Source organism: Labrenzia sp. PO1, from assembly GCF_012273635.1.
In the GTDB taxonomy this organism is placed as follows: Bacteria; Pseudomonadota; Alphaproteobacteria; order Rhizobiales; family Stappiaceae; genus Roseibium; species Roseibium algicola.
In genome coordinates this window covers 407,997-430,678 of the sequence record NZ_JAAXCR010000004.1, presented here as the reverse complement: position 1 = coordinate 430,678, position 22,682 = coordinate 407,997, and the positions used below count along the sequence as shown (strand labels likewise).

23 protein-coding genes are annotated in these 22,682 nt (G+C 60.1%); 12 read left to right on the top strand and 11 right to left on the bottom strand.

Features of this window, described 5'->3' with window-relative positions; all coding sequences use genetic code 11:
• The first annotated feature begins 149 nt into the window (after positions 1 to 149).
• The gene (locus tag HCG46_RS22145; RefSeq protein WP_168687395.1) at positions 150 to 1,961 is read left to right on the top strand and encodes an amidohydrolase family protein; all 1,812 of its coding nucleotides are present in this window, start codon (positions 150 to 152) and stop codon (positions 1,959 to 1,961) included.
• A gap of 100 nt (positions 1,962 to 2,061) precedes the next feature.
• Here the strand turns inward: HCG46_RS22145 and HCG46_RS22140 are convergent, their stop codons facing one another.
• Complete coding sequence (locus tag HCG46_RS22140; protein WP_077291489.1) at positions 2,062 to 2,613, bottom strand: DUF924 family protein; 552 nt, start codon at positions 2,611 to 2,613, stop codon at positions 2,062 to 2,064.
• Positions 2,614 to 2,669: 56 nt separating this feature from the next.
• Entirely contained in the window at positions 2,670 to 3,467 is a 798-nt protein-coding gene (locus tag HCG46_RS22135; protein WP_168687394.1) for an ABC transporter substrate-binding protein, read from the bottom strand.
• 286 nt (positions 3,468 to 3,753) lie between these two features.
• Between HCG46_RS22135 and HCG46_RS22130 the strand changes: the two genes are divergently transcribed.
• Positions 3,754 to 3,987 carry a sulfurtransferase TusA family protein gene (locus HCG46_RS22130; RefSeq protein WP_055660494.1) on the top strand — a complete coding sequence of 78 codons (234 nt, stop codon included), beginning with the start codon at positions 3,754 to 3,756 and terminating at the stop codon, positions 3,985 to 3,987.
• Positions 3,988 to 4,019: 32 nt separating this feature from the next.
• On the opposite strand, the gene HCG46_RS22125 is transcribed toward HCG46_RS22130, so the two are convergent.
• On the bottom strand, positions 4,020 to 4,319 hold the full coding sequence (locus HCG46_RS22125) for a 4a-hydroxytetrahydrobiopterin dehydratase (protein ID WP_023002719.1): 300 nt from the start codon (positions 4,317 to 4,319) through the stop codon (positions 4,020 to 4,022).
• 125 nt (positions 4,320 to 4,444) lie between these two features.
• On the opposite strand from HCG46_RS22125, the gene HCG46_RS22120 reads away from it, so the two are divergent.
• Complete coding sequence (locus tag HCG46_RS22120) at positions 4,445 to 4,912, top strand: low molecular weight protein-tyrosine-phosphatase (protein WP_353621834.1); 468 nt, start codon at positions 4,445 to 4,447, stop codon at positions 4,910 to 4,912.
• A 120-nt stretch (positions 4,913 to 5,032) separates the two neighbouring features.
• Positions 5,033 to 5,293: a hypothetical protein gene (locus tag HCG46_RS22115; protein WP_023002717.1), complete on the top strand. Its 261-nt coding sequence runs from the start codon at positions 5,033 to 5,035 to the stop codon at positions 5,291 to 5,293.
• An 8-nt stretch (positions 5,294 to 5,301) separates the two neighbouring features.
• Here the strand turns inward: HCG46_RS22115 and HCG46_RS22110 are convergent, their stop codons facing one another.
• Entirely contained in the window at positions 5,302 to 6,162 is an 861-nt protein-coding gene (locus tag HCG46_RS22110; RefSeq protein WP_209009580.1) for a phosphatase PAP2 family protein, read from the bottom strand.
• A gap of 81 nt (positions 6,163 to 6,243) precedes the next feature.
• Between HCG46_RS22110 and HCG46_RS22105 the strand changes: the two genes are divergently transcribed.
• From HCG46_RS22105 to map, 3 genes are all read left to right on the top strand, one after another.
• Entirely contained in the window at positions 6,244 to 6,921 is a 678-nt protein-coding gene (locus tag HCG46_RS22105) for a 2-hydroxychromene-2-carboxylate isomerase (protein ID WP_228932301.1), read from the top strand.
• Between the two features lie 117 nt (positions 6,922 to 7,038).
• Entirely contained in the window at positions 7,039 to 7,245 is a 207-nt protein-coding gene (locus tag HCG46_RS22100; protein WP_023002714.1) for a ParD-like family protein, read from the top strand.
• 1 nt (position 7,246) lies between these two features.
• On the top strand, positions 7,247 to 8,017 hold the full coding sequence (gene map / locus HCG46_RS22095) for a type I methionyl aminopeptidase (RefSeq protein ID WP_152505264.1): 771 nt from the start codon (positions 7,247 to 7,249) through the stop codon (positions 8,015 to 8,017).
• 19 nt (positions 8,018 to 8,036) lie between these two features.
• Here the strand turns inward: map and HCG46_RS22090 are convergent, their stop codons facing one another.
• Complete coding sequence (locus HCG46_RS22090; RefSeq protein WP_168687392.1) at positions 8,037 to 9,200, bottom strand: hybrid sensor histidine kinase/response regulator; 1,164 nt, start codon at positions 9,198 to 9,200, stop codon at positions 8,037 to 8,039.
• Positions 9,201 to 9,376: 176 nt separating this feature from the next.
• Here HCG46_RS22090 and HCG46_RS22085 point away from each other — a divergent pair, with 176 nt between their 5' ends.
• The gene (locus tag HCG46_RS22085; protein ID WP_055659947.1) at positions 9,377 to 10,351 is read left to right on the top strand and encodes an AEC family transporter; all 975 of its coding nucleotides are present in this window, start codon (positions 9,377 to 9,379) and stop codon (positions 10,349 to 10,351) included.
• Positions 10,352 to 10,363: 12 nt separating this feature from the next.
• Here HCG46_RS22085 and gluQRS read toward each other — a convergent pair whose 3' ends face one another.
• Positions 10,364 to 11,248, bottom strand: a complete 885-nt coding sequence (gene gluQRS, locus HCG46_RS22080; RefSeq protein WP_168687391.1) for a tRNA glutamyl-Q(34) synthetase GluQRS — start codon at positions 11,246 to 11,248, stop codon at positions 10,364 to 10,366.
• Positions 11,249 to 11,375: 127 nt separating this feature from the next.
• On the opposite strand from gluQRS, the gene HCG46_RS22075 reads away from it, so the two are divergent.
• On the top strand, positions 11,376 to 12,017 hold the full coding sequence (locus HCG46_RS22075; RefSeq protein WP_055659951.1) for a DNA-3-methyladenine glycosylase: 642 nt from the start codon (positions 11,376 to 11,378) through the stop codon (positions 12,015 to 12,017).
• 10 nt (positions 12,018 to 12,027) lie between these two features.
• On the opposite strand, the gene HCG46_RS22070 is transcribed toward HCG46_RS22075, so the two are convergent.
• Positions 12,028 to 12,813 carry an alpha/beta hydrolase gene (locus HCG46_RS22070; RefSeq protein WP_168687390.1) on the bottom strand — a complete coding sequence of 262 codons (786 nt, stop codon included), beginning with the start codon at positions 12,811 to 12,813 and terminating at the stop codon, positions 12,028 to 12,030.
• 86 nt (positions 12,814 to 12,899) lie between these two features.
• Between HCG46_RS22070 and HCG46_RS22065 the strand changes: the two genes are divergently transcribed.
• Positions 12,900 to 14,075: a glycosyltransferase family 4 protein gene (locus tag HCG46_RS22065; protein ID WP_353607844.1), complete on the top strand. Its 1,176-nt coding sequence runs from the start codon at positions 12,900 to 12,902 to the stop codon at positions 14,073 to 14,075.
• 2 nt (positions 14,076 to 14,077) lie between these two features.
• Here HCG46_RS22065 and HCG46_RS22060 read toward each other — a convergent pair whose 3' ends face one another.
• The 4 genes from HCG46_RS22060 to HCG46_RS22045 all read right to left on the bottom strand — a co-directional run bounded on the left by HCG46_RS22060 (position 14,078) and on the right by HCG46_RS22045 (position 18,968).
• Complete coding sequence (locus HCG46_RS22060) at positions 14,078 to 16,042, bottom strand: methyl-accepting chemotaxis protein (protein ID WP_168687389.1); 1,965 nt, start codon at positions 16,040 to 16,042, stop codon at positions 14,078 to 14,080.
• Positions 16,043 to 16,473: 431 nt separating this feature from the next.
• Positions 16,474 to 17,010, bottom strand: coding sequence for an RNA 2',3'-cyclic phosphodiesterase (gene thpR / locus HCG46_RS22055; RefSeq protein WP_023002705.1), 537 nt, complete (start codon positions 17,008 to 17,010; stop codon positions 16,474 to 16,476).
• Positions 17,011 to 17,210: 200 nt separating this feature from the next.
• Entirely contained in the window at positions 17,211 to 18,263 is a 1,053-nt protein-coding gene (locus HCG46_RS22050) for an NADP(H)-dependent aldo-keto reductase (RefSeq protein WP_168687388.1), read from the bottom strand.
• 78 nt (positions 18,264 to 18,341) lie between these two features.
• Complete coding sequence (locus HCG46_RS22045; RefSeq protein WP_228870844.1) at positions 18,342 to 18,968, bottom strand: arylesterase; 627 nt, start codon at positions 18,966 to 18,968, stop codon at positions 18,342 to 18,344.
• 123 nt (positions 18,969 to 19,091) lie between these two features.
• Here HCG46_RS22045 and HCG46_RS22040 point away from each other — a divergent pair, with 123 nt between their 5' ends.
• Both HCG46_RS22040 and HCG46_RS22035 read left to right on the top strand, forming a co-directional pair.
• A complete protein-coding gene (locus HCG46_RS22040) occupies positions 19,092 to 19,802 on the top strand; it encodes an ABC transporter ATP-binding protein (protein WP_168687387.1) in 711 nt (236 codons plus the stop codon).
• On the top strand, positions 19,799 to 22,381 hold the full coding sequence (locus HCG46_RS22035; RefSeq protein WP_209009579.1) for an ABC transporter permease: 2,583 nt from the start codon (positions 19,799 to 19,801) through the stop codon (positions 22,379 to 22,381). The genes HCG46_RS22040 and HCG46_RS22035 overlap by 4 nt, the downstream gene beginning before the upstream one ends.
• Positions 22,382 to 22,682 lie beyond the last annotated feature (301 nt).

The window sequence follows — 22,682 nt, the reverse complement described above, 5'->3', positions numbered from 1 at the left end:
CCAGAGAAAGAGCCGCCACATCGAATAAGTTCGAGCTTGTTCGGGATCCTGGAGTATACTTTTCAGACGTAACTCCGGCAGATGCAGCCATTAGTTGCTTTGCCATTTTCAATGACCCCATCCCAACGGACCAACCGGCAGAGGCTGAAATGAGACACAGTACCAAGCTAGCGGCCATCGCCCTTTCGTTCTTGCCGGGTCTTGCGAACGCGCAGGACGTGGCCGACACCATCTATTCCGGCGGCCCCATCCTGACCATCAATGACGGCCAGTCGAAGGTTGAAGCCGTCGCGGTGAAAGACGGGCGAATACTGGCGGCAGGAACGTTGGCCGATATTTCGACCTTTAAGGGCGAAACGACGGAGGCGTTCGATTTGAACGGCCGGACGATGCTACCGGGGTTCGTAGATAGCCACGGACACGTGGTCATGGGCGGAATTCAGGCCCTTTCGGCGAACTTGCTTGCGCCGCCGGACGGGGAAGTCACGGATATCGCCAGCTTGCAGGCAACGCTGAAAGCCTGGGCGGAAAAGAATTCTGCGACAGTCGACAAGGTGAAGATGATCATCGGCTTCGGCTACGACAACGCACAGCTGGCCGAACTCCGCCATCCAACGCGTGAGGACCTCGACGCGGTCTCGACGGAAGTCCCGATCGTGATCGTGCATCAGTCAGGCCACCTCGGTGTTGCCAATTCCAAGGCGCTCGAACTCGCGGGGATCACCGCCTCGACCGAAAATCCGGAAGGCGGTGTCATTCAGCGCTCTTCGGATGGAACTCCCAATGGCGTTCTTGAAGAATATGCCTTTTTCAATGTGCTCATCCCGCTGCTCGGAACTCTGGGGCCGGAAGGACTGTCTGCTTTCGCAGAAGCCGGAGCAGACCTCTGGATGCGCTACGGATATACGACCGCACAGGATGGCCGCTCTTCCGGGGCGGTGGTCGAAGCCTTGAAGGCGGTGGACGCGGACAAGGGCCTTCCGGTGGACGTTATCGCCTATCCCGACGTGCTCGAAGCGAAGGAATACATTGCCCAGCATGTTTCGCGCGACTACGAAGGCAAAGTGCGCGTGGGCGGATGCAAGCTGACAATCGATGGCTCGCCACAAGGCTTTACCGCCTTGCGAGACCGGCCTTACTACGATCCCGTCGGCGATTATCCTCCCGGTTATGCCGGTTATGCGTCGGTGACGATGGAAAAGGTTCAGGACGCCGTGAACTGGTGCTACGAAAACGGCATCCAGATCATCACGCATGCCAATGGCGAAGGCGCCTCCGACATGCTGATTGCCGCCATTGGCGCAGCCCAGAAAAAATATGGAGACCCCGGCAACCGGCCGGTGCTCATCCACGGCCAGTTTCTGCGTGAAGACCAGGTGGACAGCTACAAGCGGCTTGGCGTCTTCATGTCCCTGTTCCCCATGCACACCTTCTACTGGGGCGATTGGCACCGAGACCACACGGTTGGCCCGGTGAACGCGGACAATATTTCGCCAACTGGCTGGGTGCGCGAACGCGGCATGAAGTTCGGCTCCCATCACGATGCTCCCGTCGCCTTCCCGGACAGCATGCGTATTCTCTCAGCGACGGTCACACGGCGCACCCGGTCGGGCGACATCCTTGGCCCGAGCCAGCGGGTAGACGTCATGACCGCCTTGAAAGCCATGACCATCTGGCCCGCGTGGCAACAATTCGAGGAAAACGACAAGGGGTCGATCGAAGTCGGCAAGCTGGCCGATTTCGTTCTGCTGTCCGAAGACCCGACGGCGATCGATCCGGAGAAGCTGGCCGGGATAAAGATCGAAGGGACAGTGAAAGGCGGCAATCTGGTCTATGACGCACAGAAAGACAGCCGTCGGGGCGACCTCTCCCCGCAATTTCCGGTCTTCGGCAATCCGGAAGCAGCGCATCATCTGATGCATGCAATGTATGACGGCTTGAGCGGCGCTTCCAATCAGTAAGCAGACTGCATGCTGCGTCGGGACGGCCTCCGAAGGCCGTCCTGAAGACAGGGCAACTCGGTCAATGCCTCAACCGCAGAAGCAGCTCCCGGGCAGATCCTCAGGCTGAGAAGCCGCCGCTTTCCAGATAGGCGATTTCTTCCGGTGTCGATTGCCGGCCGAGAACGGCATTGCGATGCGGAAAGCGGCCGAAGCGGCGGATGACGTCGAGGTGGATCAGCGCGTAGTGATAAAGTTCCGTGTCACCAAGGACGCGGCACAGGTCAACAGACCTTTCCTGGTGCGCCATGTCCTCTGCGTGCTCGAACGGCAGGTAGAAAAAGCCGCGCGCCTCTTTGGGAAACGCCCTGTCAAAACCACGATCAAGCGCTTTTTCGGCGACCTCTACGGCCTTCGGGTCCGCCCGGAAAGCCTTGGGGCTGCCGCGGAAGACATTGCGCGGGAACTGGTCAAGCAGGATCAGGAGCGCGAGCGCACCATCGGCCGTATCCGCCCAGCCATCGAGCTTGCCCTCAGCCGCATCCTCGATAGCGGCCAGGAACCTGTCCCGGCACAACTTGTCGAACTTGTCGTCCTTTGCGAACCATTTCGCCGGCCCGGCGTTCCACCAGAAATCGAGAACGTCGAGGGAGGTGATCGGCTGGTCTGTCATGGCGGCAATTTCCGGAGATGAAGGAGTGGAAGGGGTGCGATCCGTTCCTGCCAGCTTCACTTGCCCGCTGTCAACGCGCCGCAGGCCAATGTCTGCCAGTTGACCTGGTGTTGCCGCGTCTGGGCGTCCAGAAAGCCACTGTCCTTCAGGGCGGTCATTTCCTGCCTGAACGCCTCGACCAGCGCGGGATCCGTTCCTTGGCTGAACACGGCCCACAGCGGGTTGGCAAGTGCTTCGACAAAGACCACCGGCTGCAGGAGGCCGCCGTCATATCCCTGCTTGCAGGCGCTCGCCTCTGCCAGGAACCCGGTCAGCGGCAGCACATCGATCCGCTCCAGGTAAAGCATCTCGATACCTTGGTGAAAATCGGTGATCGGCACCAGGTTCCCGGTTTTCTCGAACCCGAGCTGCTTGAGGTGGGACAGAAGATTGGAGCCGTCCTGAACACCGATCCGCACCTTCTGATCACGCAGGTCCTCGACCGTGTCGGCTTCGATCCTCGGTCTGGTCGAGAGCTGGTAGAAATTCTGCCCATAGGGCGAGACCTCGCCCAGCCAGATGAATTTATCTTCTCGCTCCGGCGTTCGCGACAGCGAGAAAAAAAGCACATTCGGCATGGTTTCGGCCAGGAGCATTGCCCGCTTCCAAGGCAGGAATTCGTAAGCGCCGATCTTCAGCGGGATTGTTTCCCCGACCCGCCTGGCAACTTCGAGCATATAGGCAGTGACATAACCGTCCGGCTTGCCCGCGTTGTCCCATTGCAGCGGTGCGAAACTCTGGGTGACGATCTGGATTTCGGCGGGGTCTGCCTTTGCCGGGCCGGCAACAAGCGAAAGGGCCGCGGCCGCAAGCATGATTGCGCTCCGGAGTCCTGCTTTCATTCCTGCACCATGCAATCGTCCCGCACCTTTGAAGAAGCTGTTTCTTGTAGTTAGACCCTGCCGGCGGATTGCGGGTGCGCCTTTGCGACAGCCGTCATTCCGGAACCGGACCCACCTGGCTTGCCGCCTGGGACGGTTTTCATCCCTGCACCCCGATGACACCGGCAAATCAGGCTAGTTTTGACTTCCTAATCTTGTATGAATGGCCAACAAAGGGAAGAAAATTCGACCCACCACCGGCGCCCCTGAAACGGAGACTTTGTTGACGACCGGAACGACACTCGATCTGAAGGGCCTGAAATGCCCGCTGCCCGTGCTCAAGACCCGCAAGGCCCTCACCCGGTTATCCAGCGGCGAGCAACTGACGGTTTTGACCACGGACCCGATGGCGGAAATCGACATTCCCCATTTCTGCAACGAGCAGGGCCATACCCTGCTGGAAGCAGAGCGCATAGAGGGCGGCCACCGGTTCGTGCTGACCAAGGGCGGCTAGATCAGCAAACGATCAGCACCCGGCTTGAAGTGTCACTGCATCTTGCCGGCAATCTTGTCGATGTCCGCCGCAAGCTGCAGGTCCAGTTTGCTGAGACCGCCAACATCATGGGTCGACAGGGTGATATCGACACTGCGATAGACATTGAACCATTCGGGATGGTGGTTCATCTTTTCCGCCACCAGCGCGATCTGGGTCATGAAGGCAAAGGCTTCGCGGAAGTTGTGAAACTTGAAGGATTTCGATATCGCCTCCCGGTCTTCGCACATGTGCCAGCCCGGCAGATCGTTCAATCCGGCGGCGCGGTCTTCCGGCTTCAGTCGTTCAACCATCTGGTCCTCCTGTTTTGCGTAACGGCCCGGCTCGAAAACGAGCCGTCTGCCTGCCGTGCACCTAATCCAGTTCTGTGTCAGCCCAATGGCGGGCTGCCAGCATCCACTTGGCGCCTGTTTCAAGGATAACCCGCTTGCCCCACGCCGTCCTCTTCGTTTGCCTTGGCAACATCTGCCGGTCGCCACTTGCGGAAGGCGTCTTCCGGGACATCGTGCAGGAGGCAGGACTGGCAGACAGTTTCGTGGTCGATAGCGCGGGAACCGGTGCCTGGCACATCGGCAATCCACCGGACCCACGCTCCATCGAGATAGCCTCGCGGCATGAGGTCGATATCTCCGCCCAACGGGCACGGCAGGTGCGGGCAGATGATTTCCGCCGCTTCGACACCATCGTCGCCATGGACAGGGACAATCTCGCGGCCCTCAAGCGCATGGGCGGAGCGAGCAGCCCCCGGCTACGATTGCTTTTGAACAGACCGCCGCAGGATGTTCCCGATCCCTACTACGGCGGCCCGGACGGCTTTGAACAGGTGTACCAGCTCGTGCGGACTGGTGGTCAACGTCTCTTTCAGGACCTGATGACGAGCGCCTGACAAAGTCAGGCACGCTGCTTGACCACACGACAAGCCGGGGATTGCCGGGCACGGGTTCATAAATCCGTCTCAGACACCGGTGTATGGGTGTCTGATCTGCACGACTTCCTTGGCACCAAAATGAAAATTCTGTGGTGGTCTCTTGCGGCCGCGCTGATCCTGGCCGGGCTGGTAACGGTCTGGCTGCCGATCCCGACCGGCGTCCCCCTGCTTGCGCTCGGCATGATTGTCATTGTCGGCACGAACCGGAGTGCGGCACGCATGCTGCGCAGCCGCAGACGCAAGACGCCGCCGCTCAACGATGCCATTACCTGGGTGGAAGACCGCTCGCCCTTGCGCTTTGCCCGCATCCTGAAACGCACAAGACCACGCAAGAAGTAGGGTGTTTGTCAGCGTTCGGCAAAAACGCGACCGATGCCGCGAAGTGCCCGTCGGACCCGAACCGCCAGCCGTTGCAACACCCGCTGCAAGCGCCGCCCCTTCACGGTGAACCACTCGTCAAGCTGGCGATCGCTCACCAGCGGAGGGGTCTTGCGATAAAGCAGATGGTGGATCGCCAGGATCAGGAGCAGCGTCACGCCCCAGGACAACAGCGTGTCGGACAGGAAGTGCCCGCCGAAAGCCACCCGGTTGGCTGACAGGATCAGGCCGAGCGGGATCAGAAAGACGAGAGCGCCCTTGCGCCAGGTTGCGGGCACCAGCAAGGTAACTGCCGCCACCAGCCACATGGCAGCCGACCCTTCCCCGGACACGAACGAACAGTTGCTGTCGCAATAGTTCGAGATTTTCCAGACCGGCTGGTACGGCAGATCCCCACTGAAGATCTCAACATTGCGGGGCCGCGGGCGGCCCCAGTTGTCTTTCAGGATCAGATTGACCAGAACCCCCGGTCCAAGGATCAGCGTCGACAGCAGGAACACCGGCTGACGCAGTGGCATCAGCGGCTGACGGCCGGGCACCAGCAGCTTGATGAGCAGAACCGCCACGCAGACGATGGCGATCACCCGGACAAGAAACGGTCCCAAGTGACGGACATCGCGCAAGAACGCGACGTTCTCGGCCTTGAAGCCCTCATCGCCAAAATGGAAAAGCCCGCTCGCCCAGAGATCGACGCCGGGAAAGGCCAGAAAGAACAGGGACACAAGGCAGATATAGAGCCCAACGCACACCATCGAATGGTTAATGCACCAGATGGATAGTTTGCTCAGTCCGGTCTTGGGATTATGCTGCTGGGGCTGGGTTTGCGTCATGGCTGCTCTTTAACGCATCCAATTGCCCGATCCAATCCCTTCCTGAAACCGGCCGGTTCAGATTTTGCGGAGATGCGGAATGTGAAAAACAGTCAGCCGCCTGCGGCACCTACCGGCACGAATATAGTGTCATTGCGGCAGGACCGGAAACCGGTGGTGGAATTCTGGTACGAGTTTGCATCCACCTACAGCTATCTCTCGGCCATGCGGATCGAAACGCTTGCAAGCGACTATGGCGTTGAGATCGCCTGGCGGCCATTTTTGCTCGGTCCGATCTTCAAGAAGCAGGGCTGGCCAACCTCTCCCTTCAACCTTTATCCCGCCAAGGGCCACTACATGTGGCGCGACATGGAACGGCTTTGCAGACAATACGGCCTGCCGTTCACCTTGCCGTCTCCCTTTCCCCAGGACGCACTGCTGGCCGCCAGGATCGCACACGCAGCACAGAACCAGCCCTGGATAGGGGCCTTTACCCGTGCGGTCTTCATCGCTGAATTCGGACAGGGGCTGAACATCGCCGACGAAAGCCTGATGGCCGAACTGCTGCTGGAAATCGGCGCTCCGGCCCGGACGGCCCTGTCGACCGCCCACAGCCGGGAAAACAAGATAAGTCTGCGCGCAGCCGTTACCGAAGCCGAGAAACTCGGCATCTTCGGCGCACCGAGTTTCGTCATTCCAGGCGGAGACCTCTACTGGGGCGACGATCGGCTGGAACAGGCCCTCGAGGCAGCCGGAAACCTGGTTGAAACAGACGCCTGAAGACCGCCTCGCATTCATCCGACATCCCAACTCAAAACCCGGCTTGCGGGACCCGAGATCGAAGGCTATATACGAAACATATACGTTTCATATAACCAGCCATTTCGGGAGACAGTCATGGGCATCGTCAAGATCGACGAGGGTCTGCACGAGGAAATCCGCCGAGCCAGCACCGTCATGTGCCGCTCCATCAATGCGCAGGCCGAATTCTGGATGAAGATCGGCATGCTCGCCGAGGCAAACCCGACCCTGTCCTTCAGCGACATCATCAAGATGCAGCTCGAAGCAGCGCAGGCTCCCTCGGCAGATGCGGCGGTTGCCTGACATGGTCAAGACCCCGGAAGAACTGGAACTCATGCGCAACTCGGGCAGGTTGCTCGCCTCCGTCTTCGAGATGCTCGATGGTGTTGACCTTGCCGGAATGTCGACACTCGCTGTCAACGACATGGTGGAGCGTTTCATAACCGAGGACCTTGCCGCCCGTCCGGCCAGCAAGGGGCAATACGGCTTTGAATTTGTGCTGAATTGCTCAATCAACCAGGTCGTCTGCCACGGCATTCCGGACCGGAACGAGATCATCCGCGACGGCGACATCATCAATCTGGATATCACGCTCGAAAAGGACGGCTTCATTGCCGATTCCAGCAAGACCTATGTCGTCGGAAACGCCAGTGCGGCCGCAAGGCGGCTGGTGCGTGTTGCCCAGAAAGCGATGTGGAAAGGGATCGAGCAGGTAAAGCCGGGCGCCTATCTGGGCGATATCGGCCATGCAATCGAAAAACACGCCAAGAAGAACGGCTACTCGGTGGTGCGCGACTATTGCGGGCACGGCATCGGCCGTGAAATGCACGAGGAGCCCAACGTACTGAATTTCGGACGGCGCGGTACGGGCATGAGATTGCGCGAAGGCATGGTCTTCACCGTCGAGCCGATGATCAACCAGGGCACCAGCCGAGTTTCAACCGAAGAGGACGGCTGGAAGGTTGTGACCAAAGACGGCAAGCTGTCAGCGCAGTTCGAACATACGGTCGCCGTTACCGCCGATGGCGTCGAGGTTCTGACCCTGCGCCGAGATGAAACAGCCCTGACAGCATAGAGGCCGTAAGGTGTGGCCCTCAGCCCGCTTTGCGTCCGCTCGCCAGTTTCATCGCCTCGAAAAGGGCGGCAGGTGACAGGGGTTTTGTCAGGATTTCCCGGAACCCCGCATCCCGCAAACGCGTGTCGCCAACAGACTCCAGAGCCGCCGTCACGGCGATCAGCGGCAGGTCCGGTCGCAGAGAGCCGAGAGCCTCGGCCGTTTCGACACCGCTCATGCCGGGCATGTGCAGATCGAGCAAAGCGGCATCGAAGTCGCTCTTTTGAACGAGGCCGACAGCCTGCTCGCCCGATCTGGCGGCCTCCGACGAAATGCCGAAGGATTCCAGCAGCGCTGCCAGCAGACGGCAATTGGTCTCGTTGTCATCAACAATAAGCACATGCGCCGACAAGGGCCCGGTGACAGACGCATCTTCGGATGTTTCCGACGTTCCATGCTGGTCTGCCTCGGCCTGCAACAGGCCGTCGTCGCCCTCACCGAGCGGAATTTCCACATTGAACCGGCTGCCGCCGGTCTCGGAACGCGCCAGTGTCAACCGGCCATTCATGTCCCGGACGAACTGCGCCGTCCCCCAAAGACCAAGACCCGTTCCAGGCGCGGTTTCCCGGCCGTGCCGGCCCCGGACGAAGGGCCGGAACAGCCGTGCACCTTCTTCAGGCTCGATGCCGGGGCCGCTGTCTGCAACGGAAATCAGGATGGAGGAAGGATTGCCCTGACCGGATGCATCCTCCGATTTGAGGCCGGCTGCGCGAACCTCGACCGTGACCCCGCCCTCAGCAGTGTATTTGACGGCATTGTCCAGCAATGTCGTGATCACACGGCGCAGTGTCCCACCACTTGATGTCACCGCCTCGCGGGCCTCGTCGTCTGTTTTCAGCGTCAAGGTCAGGTTTTTTGCTTCGGCCGCGACCTGGAAGAGGTCGGCGATTTCCGAAACGACATCTGCGATCCGACTGGGTCTTGTTTCCGCTTGCGATCCCGGTTCGGCAGCCGTGACAAGCTCGCCCGTCATCTGCGTAAGTGCATCGATGGAGCGAATGAGGATCGACAGTTGATCCTTCTGTGTCCCGTTCAGCGGACCGGTGCCGATCAGCTCCGCCGTCAGGCGCATGGCGGCAAGCGGCGTTCTGAGATCGTGGGCCAGAAGCGCAAGTTTGACGCTGTCCTCGTCATGATTTGCCATGCGGCCGGAGATCCTTCGCCTGAATGGGTCTCAACCGGGCTTGCCAGACACGCGCCAAAAAGCCAAGTTGGTCGAAATTCTGCTTACCTTGCCGTGTGGCCGCTGTCCATCCAGACCGGCATCCACCTGCACCCAGTCCCAAATCAACCGGAAACAGCCTTTGGGCTGCCGCATAGATGCTTGCTCAAACACTTACGATCGTCGCCCCGGTTTTCCTGCTGATCGGCATTGGCTACTGTCTCGCCAAAACCCGCATTCTGAACCAGAGCATCAGCGAAGCACTCGGGCAGTTCGTCTATATCGTGGCGATCCCGGTGCTGATCTTCCGATCGCTGATCGGCGCTGACCTCAGCGCGGGTGTTCCGCTGGCGCTCTGGGCAACCTACTTTATCGGCGTCGGCTTTGCCTGGCTGCTCGGATCGCTGATCATTCGCAAGGGTTTCGGCCGCGATGCCCGGGCAAGCGCGATCGGCGGGATATCCGCCGCCTTCGCCAACACGATTCTGGTCGGCCTGCCGCTGGTCGCCTCGGTATACGGCGACGAAGGCCTGGCCCCGCTGCTGCTGATCATCTCGATCCACCTGGCCACGATGACAGTGCTGATGGCGGTGATGATGGAGCGGGCAGCTGCGATCGACAACGGCACGGCCTCACCTCCCATTTCCCAACTGTTGATGGGAGCCGGAAAAAGCCTGGTGAAGAACCCCCTCGTCGTCACCATCGTCGCCGCCTTTGTCTGGCGGCAGACAGGCCTGGAACTGCCGGAGATCGGTCTCGACGTTATCAGCCGCATCGCTGCCACGGCATTGCCTCTGTCACTGCTGTCACTGGGCATGAGCCTCGTGCAATACGGCATGCGCGGCAATATCGTGCCAGGACTGATCCTCAGCATCATCAAGATGCTGCTTATGCCGATCGTCGTTTTTAGTTTCGGGGCTTTCGTGTTCCATCTGCCGCCTCTGTGGACAGCCGTTGCGACCTTGACGGCCAGCTGCCCGACAGGTGTGAACGCCTATATTTTCGCCAACCGCTACGGCACTGGCCATTCTATGTCCGCAAATGCGATTACCATGACCACGCTCTGCGCCATCGTTACAGCCAGCTTGTGGATCTGGTTCCTGGATCATTGGTTCGGCATGAGCCTGCGCTAATCCCTGAACGCGCTAGAGCCCGATCCTCTTGCGCAATTCGGCATGGGTCATGCCGGCCTCACGCAACGACCGGAGACTGGTGTCCTTGCTGGATTTCGAGAGCTTGCGCCCGTCCGCCCCCAGGACGAGCCTATGATGCCGGTAGACTGGTGACGGCAGGCCGAGCAGTTCCTGCAGGACCCTGTGCACGCTGGTTGCGTGATAAAGGTCCTGTCCGCGCAGCACATCGGTGATGCCCTGCCTGGCATCATCGACCACCACCGACAGATGATAGCTCGTCGGCGTGTCCTTGCGGGCAAGGATCACATCACCCCACGCAGCCGCCTCGACAGGCACCGCGACAGGTTCGGCAAACAGGCTTTCGCCTTCCGCCCCCGTTTCCTGCCACGACAGCGCCCTTCCGATCTCCGCGAGGGCGCGCTGCATGTCGAGACGCAATGAGAACGGCGCATCGCTGGCCGCCCGGCTCTTGAGCTCTTCCGCCGAAAGAACCGCAGCATCGCCAGGATAAAGCGGCGCACCGTCAGGATCCCGCGGCCAGCTTTTTCCATTAGCTTCCTTGGCAGAAACGAACGCCTTGATTTCAGCACGGGTCAGATAGGCGGGATAAACCAGGCCCATGTCCTGCAACTTTTCCAGGGCTGCCCGGTATTGCGGAAAATTTTCCGATTGGCGCAACACGGGCTCATCGAGCGGCACGCCCAACCAGGCGAGATCCTCGAACATCTCCCGTTCCAGGTCGGGCGTGCACCGGGTTTGGTCGATGTCTTCCACCCGCACGAGAAACCGGCCACTGAGCGCAACAGCTGCACGCGCATTCAGGAGAGCCGAAAGCGCATGCCCCAGATGCAAGTGCCCATTGGGTGAAGGAGCAAAGCGGAATACGGGCTGGGTCATGAGATCGGCAAAGGCTGTTGACGCGGAGCGGGCTGATGAGTGAAGTCCTACCTATCATTCCCCAGCCGCCGCGCAAGAGACAGTATCGCCCGGCAGTTCAAGACATATCCGGACAAGCCCCGCCGACATGACCCCGATTGCCACCGAAGAAGACATCGAAGCCGGTCTCAAGGCGCTGATCCGTCTCGACCCGCGCCTGCAGGAAATTGCAGGAACAGCAGGTCCGATCCCCTTGCGCCGACGCGAGGCCGATTTTGAAGGTCTTGCACAGATTGTCACCGGACAGCAGGTGTCGGTTGCCAGCGCGGCTGCCATCTTCGCACGCCTTCAGATGCTGATTGCGCCGCTGACGGCAGAAAACCTGGCAACCTTCACCGACGAGGAACTGGCAGGCGCCGGCCTGTCCCGACCGAAAATCCGGACCTTGCGCGCGCTGACGGAAGCTTGCGGCAATGGTCTCGACCTTGCTCATCTGGCACAGGCGCCGGCGGATGAAGCCCACCGCGCATTATGCGAGATAAAGGGCATCGGCCGCTGGACCGCGGATATCTTCCTGCTGTTCTGCGCGGGACATCCTGATGTCTTCCCGAGCGGTGACCTGGCCTTGCAAGTCGCGGTTCAGGAGTCCCTCGGCTTGGCAGAACGTCCGGCACCAAAAGAGCTCGACGTCATCGCCGAGGCCTGGGCACCGCACCGTGCTGTCGCCGCCCGTCTCTTCTGGGCTTGGTACAAGGTGAAAAAACAGGGCCGGGAAGCCCTGCCGGTCTAGGGTGCGGCCCCTATCGGGCCGACATGTCCGCAACGGCCCGCAACAGAAGATCGATGTCCTCCGGCCGGGACAGACGATGATCGCCATCCGGCACCAGCGAAAAAGTGACATCGTCCAGCGGCAAGGCCTCAACCAGGCGGCGTGCATGACTTTCCGGCACATCCGGGTCCTGCGCGCCCTGCAGGATCGTAACGGGAGCACCGAGATGAAGCGGCGTCCCGAAAAGTAGGTGATTGCGGCCATCTTCGATCAGCTTGCGCGTGATCACATAGGGCGCATCGCTATAGGCTGAAGGCTGCTCCCAGCGGCCATCGGCAAGAATAGCGGCACGGATCTCATCGCTGAAGCGCTGCTTCCACATCAGCTCTTCGGTAAAATCAACCGCGGGAGCAATCAGAACCAGCCCCTTGATACGGCCAGTGTCCTTGCGGGCGAGCGCCAGCAACAAGGCGAGCCACCCGCCCATGGAGGAGCCGACCAACACGGTTTCGCCCGGGCAACAAGCATCGAAAACGGCAAGCGCTTCCTCCAGCCAGTCGGAAACACAGGCATCTTCGAAATCACCCTCCGACAGGCCATGGCCGGAATAGTCGAACCGCACCACACCCTGCCCGTTTCGTGCCCCCTCCTCGGCCAATGCCTCGGCTTTTGTCCCGGACATGTCCGACTTGAACCCGGACAACCACAAGATGCCGGGTAACGAACTTGCCCCGGAACCCGGCGCATTCCGCACGGCAATCCGGCGTTTCGCGTCGTTTTTTCCGATCTGGATGAATTGCGGTTCGGAATCACCCATATTAAGGCTCTCGTTCTGATAGATGTTTTCTGTTTATGCCATTTGGCACAGACGCCCCGCCTTGACCAGTTCACCGGAGATCCGATTTGGTTCATCTGCCTTCTGAGACCACGATTTTGCAAGTGATCCCGGATCTCAACTCCGGTGGCGCCGAGCGCACGACGCTGGACGTTGCCAAAGCGGTGGTGGAAGCCGGTGGAAAGGCTCTCGTTGCAAGCCAGGGCGGCCAGATGGTGCCGGAACTGGAAGCCCTTGGCGCGGAGCACATTGTGCTGCCCGTCAAGTCGAAGAACCCGGCAACCCTCTGGAAGAATGCAGCCAGGCTGGCGGACATCGTGACCACACGCAAGGTCAGCCTGCTTCACGCTCGCAGCCGGGCCCCGGCATGGTCGTGCCTTTGGGCCGCACGGCGCACCAGAACCCCTTTCGTGACCACCTACCACGGCACCTATAACCAGTCGAATGCACTGAAGAGCTGGTACAATTCGGTCATGGCACGGGGGGATGCGGTGATTGCCAATTCGCATTTCATATGCGGGCTGATCGAAGACCGGCACCCGTTCGCAAAAGGCAAGATCACCGTCATCCAGCGCGGATCAGATCTGAAAGGCCTGCTACCCGACAATGTCAGCGCTCTGCGGCTGCAGGCATTGAAGGACCAGTGGGGCATCCCGATGGGACGGCCGATACTCCTCAACATGGCCCGGCTGACTGCCTGGAAGGGACAGCGCGTCGTGATCGAGGCGATGGCGCTTCTGCAAGACAGGCTACCTTCCGACCCGATCGCCATTCTGGCGGGCGATGCCCAGGGGCGTGACGGATATCTGGCGGAGTTGAAGAAGCTGATTGCCGACAACGGCCTGCAGGACAAGGTCCGGATCGTCGGTCACTGCGCCGACGTTCCCGCTGCGATGGCATTGGCCGATATTGCGATTGTTGCTTCTGTCGAACCGGAAGCCTTCGGCCGGGCGGCAGTTGAAGCACAGGCCGCAAGGGTGCCTGTAATCGTCTCCAACCTCGGGGCGGTACCTGAAACCGTCCTCTCCCCGCCCGATGCGGCCGAAAGCGAACGCACCGGCTGGCGGGTGGCACCGGGCGACCCTCAGGCTCTGGCGGATGCCATTGTCCGTGTGTTGGGCCAGGACGTGGACGAGAAAAACAAAATGGCGGACCGGGCTCTCGCCCATGTCCGCCAGAATTTCTCGGTCGAAACCATGTGCGCCCGCACGCTCGGTGTTTATGCCGGCCTGCTGGGCACCTGATCTCAGCCGGCGCGTACGCGTGCCAGGAAGCCGTCGACCTCCGCCTGAAGCGCCCGGGCATTGCTCGCAAGCGTGCCGGACGCCGCCTGCAGCTCTTCCGCCGCATGCCCCGACTGGGTGGCTGCTTCGCTGACGCTGCTGATGTTGCGGGTCACATCGCGTGTACCGGTGGAAGCTTCGTGCACATTGCGCGCGATCTCGGTGGTTGCCGCGCCCTGCTCTTCGACAGCCGCCGCGATCCCGCCGGCAATCTCATTGATCTCGAAGATCGTCTTGGTGATGCCGTCGATGGCAGAGACCGCGTCACGAGTCGCCGACTGGACACCGGAAATCTGCTGGGAGATTTCCTCGGTCGCCTTGGTCGTCTGGCTGGCCAGTTCCTTCACTTCCGACGCAACGACGGCAAATCCCTTGCCGGCCTCACCCGCACGGGCCGCTTCAATGGTGGCATTGAGTGCCAGAAGATTGGTCTGCTCGGCGATATCGGAAATGAGCTTCACCACTTCACCGATCCGCGAAGCGGCTTCGGCAAGTCCCTGCACCTGGTCGTTGGTCTTCTTGGCTTCCGCCGTTGCCGTGGCAGCAACATTTGAAGACTGCGCGACCTGTCGGGAAATTTCAGAAACCGTCGACGACAGCTCTTCGGCTGCGGAGGCAACGGTCTGAACGTTGGCGGATGCCTGCTCGGCTGCCGCGGCAACGTTCGAGGATTGATGCTGGGTCTGCTCGGCGGTGGCGCTCATGGAACTTGCGCTCGATTCCAGCTGGGACGACGAGGACGATACCGCCTGGACGATTTCACCAACGGAGCTTTCGAAACTATCGGCAAGCTCCATCATCATCCGCTTTTGTTCGGCGGCGGTTCTTGCTGCCTGTTCCTTCTGTTCCGCTTCCAGTTCGCGGGTCCGGACGGCATTGGCGCGGAAAACTTCCACGGCGCGGGCCATGCTGCCGATCTCGCTCTTGCGGTCGGTGTACTGGACGTCGATGTCGATGGATCCGCCAGCGAGCGTTCCCATGGTTCCGGTGAGCGTTTTCACGGGCCTGGTAATGCTGCGGCCGATCAGCCAGCCAAGCCCGATGGACAGCACCAGCGCGATGGCGGAGACGGTCAGGAATGTTGTTTTGGAGAAGGCCTGGGCAGTGTCCAGCGTTTCCCCGGCGGCCAGCTTGCCCGCATAGGCAGCTTCAGACATCACCGCCCATTCCGGAGCGACCTGGGCGTAGATTGCCTCGATCTCGGCCAGATCGGCAGCAATCTTCAGGGACAATTCGGCATAAGCCTGGAAGGAGGCCTGATAGGTATCCAGCAGCTTGCCGATTTCAGCCTGTTCGGCGTCGGGCAACCCGCTTTTCGGCAGCAGATCTGCGAATTCAGCCCGCCGTTCGCTGATCCTGCCGATATATTTCTCGTCACCGCGCAGCATGAAATCTTTTTCATGACGGCGCATCATCAGCATCTTGACGGTCAAGGCATCCAGATTGGCGGCATCCAGCTTGCTTTCCACGTCATGCACGGCAGTGCGCAGAGACCCCTGCAGCCCGGTGCTTTCATCAAGCCCCATTCGGGTAAGCTCACTGGTCAAAGCGTCGAACTTTGCCTTGTGCTGGTCAAGAACATCGCGAAGCTTGGCGATGTTATCCTTGATGGAAGCCGATTGCGGCTTCGTATCGACATCGTTCAGGTTGCTCTGGGCTTTCTCGAACTCGGCTTTGTATTCCTCGACAAAGGCCATGTCCTTGTTCAAAAGAAAGTCCTTCTGGCTGCGCTGCATGTTCTGCGCATGAGCCTGAACCTGCGACACTTTGAAGTCCATTTGCGAATATTCAGCCAGATTGTCGATTTCGTGCGACACGATTTGCTGGCTGTAAAGCGCCGTGCCAAGCAATACGCCAATGGCAACCACGGCGATTGCGGACAGCGCTCCGACACGCACCGCGATGGGCAGATCTGCAAAGAACTTCATAATGGTCTCGTTTTTTTGGGGCAGCTCTTGTCGAGCCTTGCACAGTGTGCCCAGAAAACGCTCAAGCCATTAATTTTCCTTTACGCAACTTGAATACTGAGCCGACTAATCTTCTAAACCAGAGGTTTATACTTCTACGCACTCAATCATTCAGAGAATTCAATCAACTTATTATTTAGGCAAAACAGCCTTTTTCACTGCCCTGGAATTCCGGCCTGCCCAAAAACCGCACAGTTTCTCGGCCCCCTCCTGTCACTTTTGACCATCACGAAAGGAGCGCGGACGCCAGTGTGCGTCATTTTTTCGCGTCGGGTCGGTGCAATCTTTTTCAGGGTTTCAGCCAAAAATGACCCCAAACCGGCAAAGGCTTGGGTTCATTCTGCCGATACGCAAATCCTGTGGTCTCGCTGCACGCCATCAGAATGCGGGCGTCACGCGGCCAGCGGATAGGCCTCTTCCACCAGATAGGGGCCGCCACCGACACTTGATTTCGCCGAGAACAGCACAAAACGTCCGGCAATGAAGGGCTGCGCCTGAAAGTTGCCGCGCTCGCTCAGCCACTTGGCCACGTCCTCGTTGGTCGAGGTCCTGCAACGGGCAAGGGTGACATGCGGAACATACTTGCGCCGCTCGGCCGGCAGATGCAGACGCTGGATGATGCGTTCCTGCTCCGCCTGCAATTCGGCAAGTTGAGCGGTCGGCTCAACCCGGGCCCAGACCGCATGCGGCTTGCCGTTGCCGAAAGAACCAAGTCCGTTGAGGCGGATTTCCACCGGATCCCTGCGGACACGATCAAGCGCGGCGGCGATCTCGTCGGCCGTACGGTCGTCGATGTCGCCAATGAAGCGCAAGGTGATGTGGTAGTTCTCCGGATCAATCCAGCGGGCGCCCCGAAGGCCTCCCCGGAGCATCGAAAGCATGAGTGCCGTCTGGGACGGAATCTCAAGGCCTGTAAATAGGCGCGGCATGGGTGTTCCCTCCGCTGTCGCTGATGAATCCCATGAGGAATCAACTTCATGAAAATCGCAAGACAAAAAGCTAAGTTTTTGAGCGCGTTCAAAAATTCGGCGCCGCACTCAAATGAAAACCGGGCTGGTTCATAACCAGCCCGGCCTCCGATCTGCAGATGATTCTCTAAAAAGATTTATCGATCAGGAAGTTACACCCGTTACGGCGCCGGATTGCCGAATTCCTGATGCAGCGCATCGATTTTCTCCAGAACATCGGCACTCAGCGTAACGTCCGCAGCTCCGATGTCGGTATCCAGCTGCTCAATGGTCGTCGCACCCAGGATGACCGATGTCATGAAAGACCGCGACATGGCAAAGGCAAGTGCCATCTGCGACGGATCAAGTCCCGCCTCCTGCGCCAGGTCCAGATAGGCATCGACCGCCTCGATGGCGCGCGGGTGCTCATAGCGCTGCAGGCGGTTGAACAGCGTCTTGCGGGCACCTGCCGGAAGGGCGCCATTGCGGTATTTGCCCGTCAGATATCCCTGGGCCAGTGCCGAATATCCCAGAAGACCGACATCTTCCCGGCGGGCAACTTCCGCAAGGCCGGTTTCGAAGGTCCGGTTGACCAGGGAATAGGCGTTCTGGATCGAGACCACCCGCGGCACGTCATACATCTCGGACGCGGCGACGTAGCGCATCGTGCCCCAGGCACTTTCGTTGGAGACACCGACGTGACGGATTTTGCCGGCCTTGACCAGATCCCCAAGGATTTCCAGCGTCGACTGGATGCTGTTTTCGTCCGCAGCCGGTTCGACATCCGCCCAGCGCGTCGGGTTTGAACCGAAGCCGCCGACGTTCCGGTCCGGCCAGTGGATCTGGTAGAGGTCGATATAGTCTGTTTCCAGGTTCTTCAGGCTGCGGTCGACCGCAAATTCGATCTCTTCGCGAACCAGTTTCGCCTTCGCACCGTTTTCACGGAACCAGTCCATGTCGGTCCGCCCGACCACCTTGGTGGCCATGACGATCTTGTCCCGCATGCCGGTTTTCTTGAACCAGGTACCGATGATGCGTTCGGTGCGGCCCTGGGTCTCTTTCTTCGGCGGGATCGGATAGAGCTCTGCCGCGTCAAAGAAATTGATGCCTTTTTCAACGGCGTGGTCCATCTGGGCGTGACCTTCCGCCTCGGAGTTCTGCTCCCCGAAGGTCATGGTACCGAGGCAAAGGGCGCTGACCTGTATATCCGTGCGGCCAAGACGGCGCTTTTCCATAAGACTATCCTTCAAATTTTGAAAACGGGGCGTCCCGGAAGCCGGATAGGCTTCCACCCCAGGTCCAGAGCAAAGCCCCTAGGATCGGGCTTTGGCCAAAAGCTCTTCCACTTTCGGCAGAATGTTTTCGACGATGACTTCCACCCCTTTGGCGTTGGGATGCATACCGTCGGAAAGGTTGAGATCGGGATTGAGGGCGGCACCCTCGAGGAAGAAGGGATAAAACAACGCATCGTGCGCCTTGGCAACATCGGAGTAGATCGGATCGAATGCCTCGGCATATTCCGGCCCAAGATTGCGCGGAGCCAGCATGCCCGCGACAAGCACGGCAACCCCGCGTTCCGTCAGGCGTCGGACGATTTCATCGATATTCTTGCGCGTCAGCTCTGGAGAGATCCCTCGCAACGCGTCGTTTGCTCCTAGCTCCACGATGACGGCATTGGTGTCCGGTCCCACCGACCAGTCCAGCCGCGACAGCCCGCCGCTTGACGTGTCGCCAGACACGCCGGCATTGACGACCTCGACCGATTGCCCCTTCGCATCAAGCGCTTTCTGGAGCTGATCCGTGAAGCCCTCTCCTGCTGACAGCTGATAGCCGGCGGACAGACTGTCCCCCAGCACCACCAGTTTCAGATCGGCCGACTGGGCGGCCATTGGCAGGAAAGACAGGATGATTATCGTCAGGCAGGCAATAAACCGGTTCACGTGAACACTCTTTTGGGACTGGAAGACGCTCTTCAACAGGCCCATATGGTCGCAGAGCGTCCAATTGTCGAGGGCTTGTGACTGTCAGGAAGACGATCACACGTCCATTGTAAAGGCCAGAGAATGACAAATTCGCCCGCGATCGCCCTGAAAGACGTCCACCTGACCCTCGGCGAAGGCGCCGGGCGGGTGCATATCCTGAAGGGGATCGACCTTCAGATCGAGAAGGGGGTCTCCGTCGGCCTTGTCGGCCCGTCAGGGTCCGGAAAATCGACATTGCTGATGGTCATGGCGGGGCTGGAACGCGCCGATGAAGGCTCGGTCAACGTGGCCGGATCCGAACTCGGCCCGCTGTCCGAAGACCAGCTGGCCCGGTTTCGCGGCCGCAATGTCGGCATCATTTTCCAGTCGTTTCACCTTGTTCCCAACATGACCGCGCTGGAAAACGTGGCCGTGCCGCTGGAACTTGCTGGGGATACCGCCGCCTTCGACAAGGCCAAGGCGGAGCTGGATGCCGTCGGGCTCGGACACCGCATGCACCACTACCCGGCGCAACTGTCCGGCGGCGAACAGCAGCGTGTCGCCGTGGCAAGAGCGCTGGTCGTCGAACCCGCGATCCTGATCGCAGACGAACCGACTGGCAACCTAGATGAAAGCACCGGCGCACAGATTGTCGACCTGATGTTCACCGCCCAGAAGAACCGGGGCACGACGCTGGTTCTGGTCACCCACGACCCGAGCCTTGCCGCCCGCTGCGACCGCATGATCCGCGTTCGCTCCGGAGAAATCGAAGAAGAAACGTCTGACCGCGCCCGCCGCGAGGTGTCTGCATGAACGCGTTTGTCCCGGGCAGCACACCGGCAAACCACCAGACGATGCGCCTTGCTGCCCGGTTCGCCTTTCGTGAACTGCGCGGCGGCCTCAAGGGCTTTTACATTTTCATTGCCTGTATCGCGCTCGGCGTAGCGGCAATCGCAGGCGTCACGTCTGTCTCACGGGCTCTTACAGAAGGGATTTCGCGCGAAGGTCAGTCCATCCTGGGCGGTGATCTCGATTTTTCCCTGATCCACCGGCAGGCCGACGCCGATCAACTTGCCTATCTGAGCGGCCTTGGTGACCTATCCCGCGTTGCGACCACACGGGCAATGGCAAGAAGACCTGAGACCGGCGATCAGGCATTGGTAGAGCTGAAAGCCGTCGACGGTCCCTATCCCCTTTACGGTACATTTGAACTTGCCTCCGGAGAGGCCCTGGAAACGGCCCTGGCCCGGAAAGACGGGACTTGGGGCGCCGTTGTGGACCCTTCTCTTCTCGCGCGGCTTGGTGCGAATGTTGGCGATACGCTGTCCCTCGGACGAGCAACTATCCGAATTGCCGACACCATTGCCAACGAACCGGACAAACTGGCCGGGGGCATGGAATTCGGTCCACGCCTTCTGATTTCCGATGCCGCCCTGCCTGAAACCGGCCTGATCCAGCCCGGCAGCCTAGTGCGCTGGCATTACCGCGTTCGAATGGCGCCGGCTCCCAACCTGGAAGCAATGGAAGGGATCGTCGAAGAGGCCAAATCCGCCCAGCCGGACGCGGGATGGCGTATCCGCTCCCGCGCCAATGCGTCCCCAGGCCTTCAACGCAGCATTGATCGCTTCGCACAATTCCTGACACTGGTCGGCCTCACCGCGCTGGTGGTTGGGGGTGTTGGCGTGGCCAATGCCATCCGCGCCTATCTGGAAACCAAGCGCGAGGTTATCGCCAGCTTCAAGTGCCTGGGCTCGACGGGCGGCTTCGTCTTCAAGATCTATCTGGTTCAGATGCTGGTGCTTGCGCTGCTCGGCATCGTCGTCGGCCTTGTGCTGGGTGCCCTGATCCCCTTTGCCGCCGCTGCCGCACTGGCGCCGGTTCTACCGGTCAAGCTCGCGGCCAGCATCTATCCGACCGAGCTTGCCCTTGGCCTCGTCTACGGCCTCCTGACCGCTCTCGCCTTTGCAATCTGGCCGTTGGGGCGGGCTCATGACGTACCGCCGACGGCCCTTTTCCGGGATATCGTGACCGGTGGCGCCAAGCTGCCGCGCAAACGCTATCTGTTTGCTACCGCGGCAACAGTGCTTGCCCTTGCCGCCATCGCCATTCTGCTTGCCCACGACCAGCGCATGGCCGGCACCTACATCGCCGCGTCCGCCGGTGCGTTCGTATTGCTGGTGCTGGTCGCACGCGCGATCATGGCCATAGCCAGGCGCCTGCCCAGTGTCCGCTCGACCGAGCTCAGGCTGGCGATTGCAAACATTCACCGCCCCGGAGCGCTGACCCCGTCAGTCGTATTGTCGCTGGGACTTGGCCTGTCGCTGCTGGTCGCGCTTGCCCTCATCGACGGAAACCTGCGGCGCGAGCTGACCGCAACCATTGCCGACAAGGCTCCGAGCTTCTTCTTCATCGATATCCAGAGCCATGAACGCGATGCCTTCGAGGCCTTGCTGAATGCTGAAGCATCCGACGCCAACCTGCAAAGCGTCCCGATGCTGCGCGGACGCATTGTCTCGCTGAACGGTATTGCAGCCGACAAGTTCGTCCCCGCCCAGGAAGGCTCCGGCTGGGTGCTGCGGGGTGACCGCGGCATTACCTATGACGCAAGTCTGCCCAAGAACTCGAAGCTGGAAGAAGGCTCCTGGTGGCCGGAGGACTACACAGGCATTCCGCTGGTGTCCTTCGATGAAGAGGCCGCCACCGATCTCGGCCTCAAGATCGGAGACCGGATCACGGTCAATGTGCTCGGCAGGGAAATCACGGCGGAAATTGCCAACACGCGTACGGTGGAATGGCAGTCCCTCGCGATCAATTTCGTAATGGTGTTTTCTCCGAACACTTTTGCCGGTGCCCCGCATGCCCATCTGATGACCCTTGGCTGGGACGACGATGTGCCGGAAGAGACGGAACTTGCCTTGTTGAAGACTGTCTCGAACGCCTTTCCGACAGTGACGGCAATCCGGGTGAAGGACGCGATCTCTCAGGTCAACGATCTGGTGGCACAGCTTGCCTGGGCCATCCGCGGCGCAAGCTCGATCACGCTGATCGCCAGCGTTCTGGTTCTGGCAGGTGCACTTGCCGCCGGTCATCGCAGCCGGATCTACGATGCGGTCATTCTGAAAACCATTGGTGCGACGCGGGCTCGCCTGATCTTCGCCTATGCACTCGAATACGCCATTCTGGGCCTTGCAACGGCGGTGTTCGCCCTGCTGGCCGGAGGGGTCGCCGCCTGGTACGTGATAACGCAGATCATGGATGGGTCGTTCGTGATGATGCCGGTGACCGCAGCAGGTGCCGCGCTCATCGCGCTGATGCTGACGGTGGGTTTCGGCCTCATCGGCACATGGCGAGTGCTGGGTGAAAAGCCCGCACCTGTCCTGCGAAATCTCTAGCGCAAAATGCGGTCAGCTGCTGTAGCGGCCAACGTGCGCACAGGAAATAGCTGATCAAAGGACGTTTGCCGGCTTCGGTCGTGCCTCCTTTGATCAGCAAGGCTATTTCCGGTGAACCGGTAGACTTCCGAAAACAAGATCGAACGAATTCTTGGCAGGCGCTGATCTATTTCGATCCGGCGCCCACAGCTCTTGGCAAACTTCGTTCAGGAAAAAATCCTGAAATACAACCAAATCGCGACAAACTTCAGCTCCACACAACTTGCATACTGAATTGATCTTGGCTATCCGGTTCAGCTCC

Excerpts from the sequence above, each read along its gene's own strand:
- gluQRS (WP_168687391.1), bottom strand. The coding sequence starts at position 11,248 with ATGACCCAGCCCGTATTCCGCTTTGCTCCTTCACCCAATGGGCACTTG.
- HCG46_RS22125 (WP_023002719.1), bottom strand. The coding sequence starts at position 4,319 with ATGGTTGAACGACTGAAGCCGGAAGACCGCGCCGCCGGATTGAACGAT.
- HCG46_RS22070 (WP_168687390.1), bottom strand. The coding sequence starts at position 12,813 with ATGGGTGATTCCGAACCGCAATTCATCCAGATCGGAAAAAACGACGCG.
- HCG46_RS22115 (WP_023002717.1), top strand. The coding sequence starts at position 5,033 with ATGAAAATTCTGTGGTGGTCTCTTGCGGCCGCGCTGATCCTGGCCGGG.
- HCG46_RS22145 (WP_168687395.1), top strand. The coding sequence starts at position 150 with ATGAGACACAGTACCAAGCTAGCGGCCATCGCCCTTTCGTTCTTGCCG.
- HCG46_RS22090 (WP_168687392.1), bottom strand. The coding sequence starts at position 9,200 with ATGGCAAATCATGACGAGGACAGCGTCAAACTTGCGCTTCTGGCCCAC.
- HCG46_RS22060 (WP_168687389.1), bottom strand. The coding sequence starts at position 16,042 with ATGAAGTTCTTTGCAGATCTGCCCATCGCGGTGCGTGTCGGAGCGCTG.
- map (WP_152505264.1), top strand. The coding sequence starts at position 7,247 with ATGGTCAAGACCCCGGAAGAACTGGAACTCATGCGCAACTCGGGCAGG.
- HCG46_RS22100 (WP_023002714.1), top strand. The coding sequence starts at position 7,039 with ATGGGCATCGTCAAGATCGACGAGGGTCTGCACGAGGAAATCCGCCGA.
- HCG46_RS22085 (WP_055659947.1), top strand. The coding sequence starts at position 9,377 with ATGCTTGCTCAAACACTTACGATCGTCGCCCCGGTTTTCCTGCTGATC.
- thpR (WP_023002705.1), bottom strand. The coding sequence starts at position 17,010 with ATGCCGCGCCTATTTACAGGCCTTGAGATTCCGTCCCAGACGGCACTC.
- HCG46_RS22050 (WP_168687388.1), bottom strand. The coding sequence starts at position 18,263 with ATGGAAAAGCGCCGTCTTGGCCGCACGGATATACAGGTCAGCGCCCTT.
- HCG46_RS22075 (WP_055659951.1), top strand. The coding sequence starts at position 11,376 with ATGACCCCGATTGCCACCGAAGAAGACATCGAAGCCGGTCTCAAGGCG.
- HCG46_RS22035 (WP_209009579.1), top strand. The coding sequence starts at position 19,799 with ATGAACGCGTTTGTCCCGGGCAGCACACCGGCAAACCACCAGACGATG.
- HCG46_RS22140 (WP_077291489.1), bottom strand. The coding sequence starts at position 2,613 with ATGACAGACCAGCCGATCACCTCCCTCGACGTTCTCGATTTCTGGTGG.
- HCG46_RS22110 (WP_209009580.1), bottom strand. The coding sequence starts at position 6,162 with ATGACGCAAACCCAGCCCCAGCAGCATAATCCCAAGACCGGACTGAGC.
- HCG46_RS22040 (WP_168687387.1), top strand. The coding sequence starts at position 19,092 with ATGACAAATTCGCCCGCGATCGCCCTGAAAGACGTCCACCTGACCCTC.
- HCG46_RS22135 (WP_168687394.1), bottom strand. The coding sequence starts at position 3,467 with ATGCTTGCGGCCGCGGCCCTTTCGCTTGTTGCCGGCCCGGCAAAGGCA.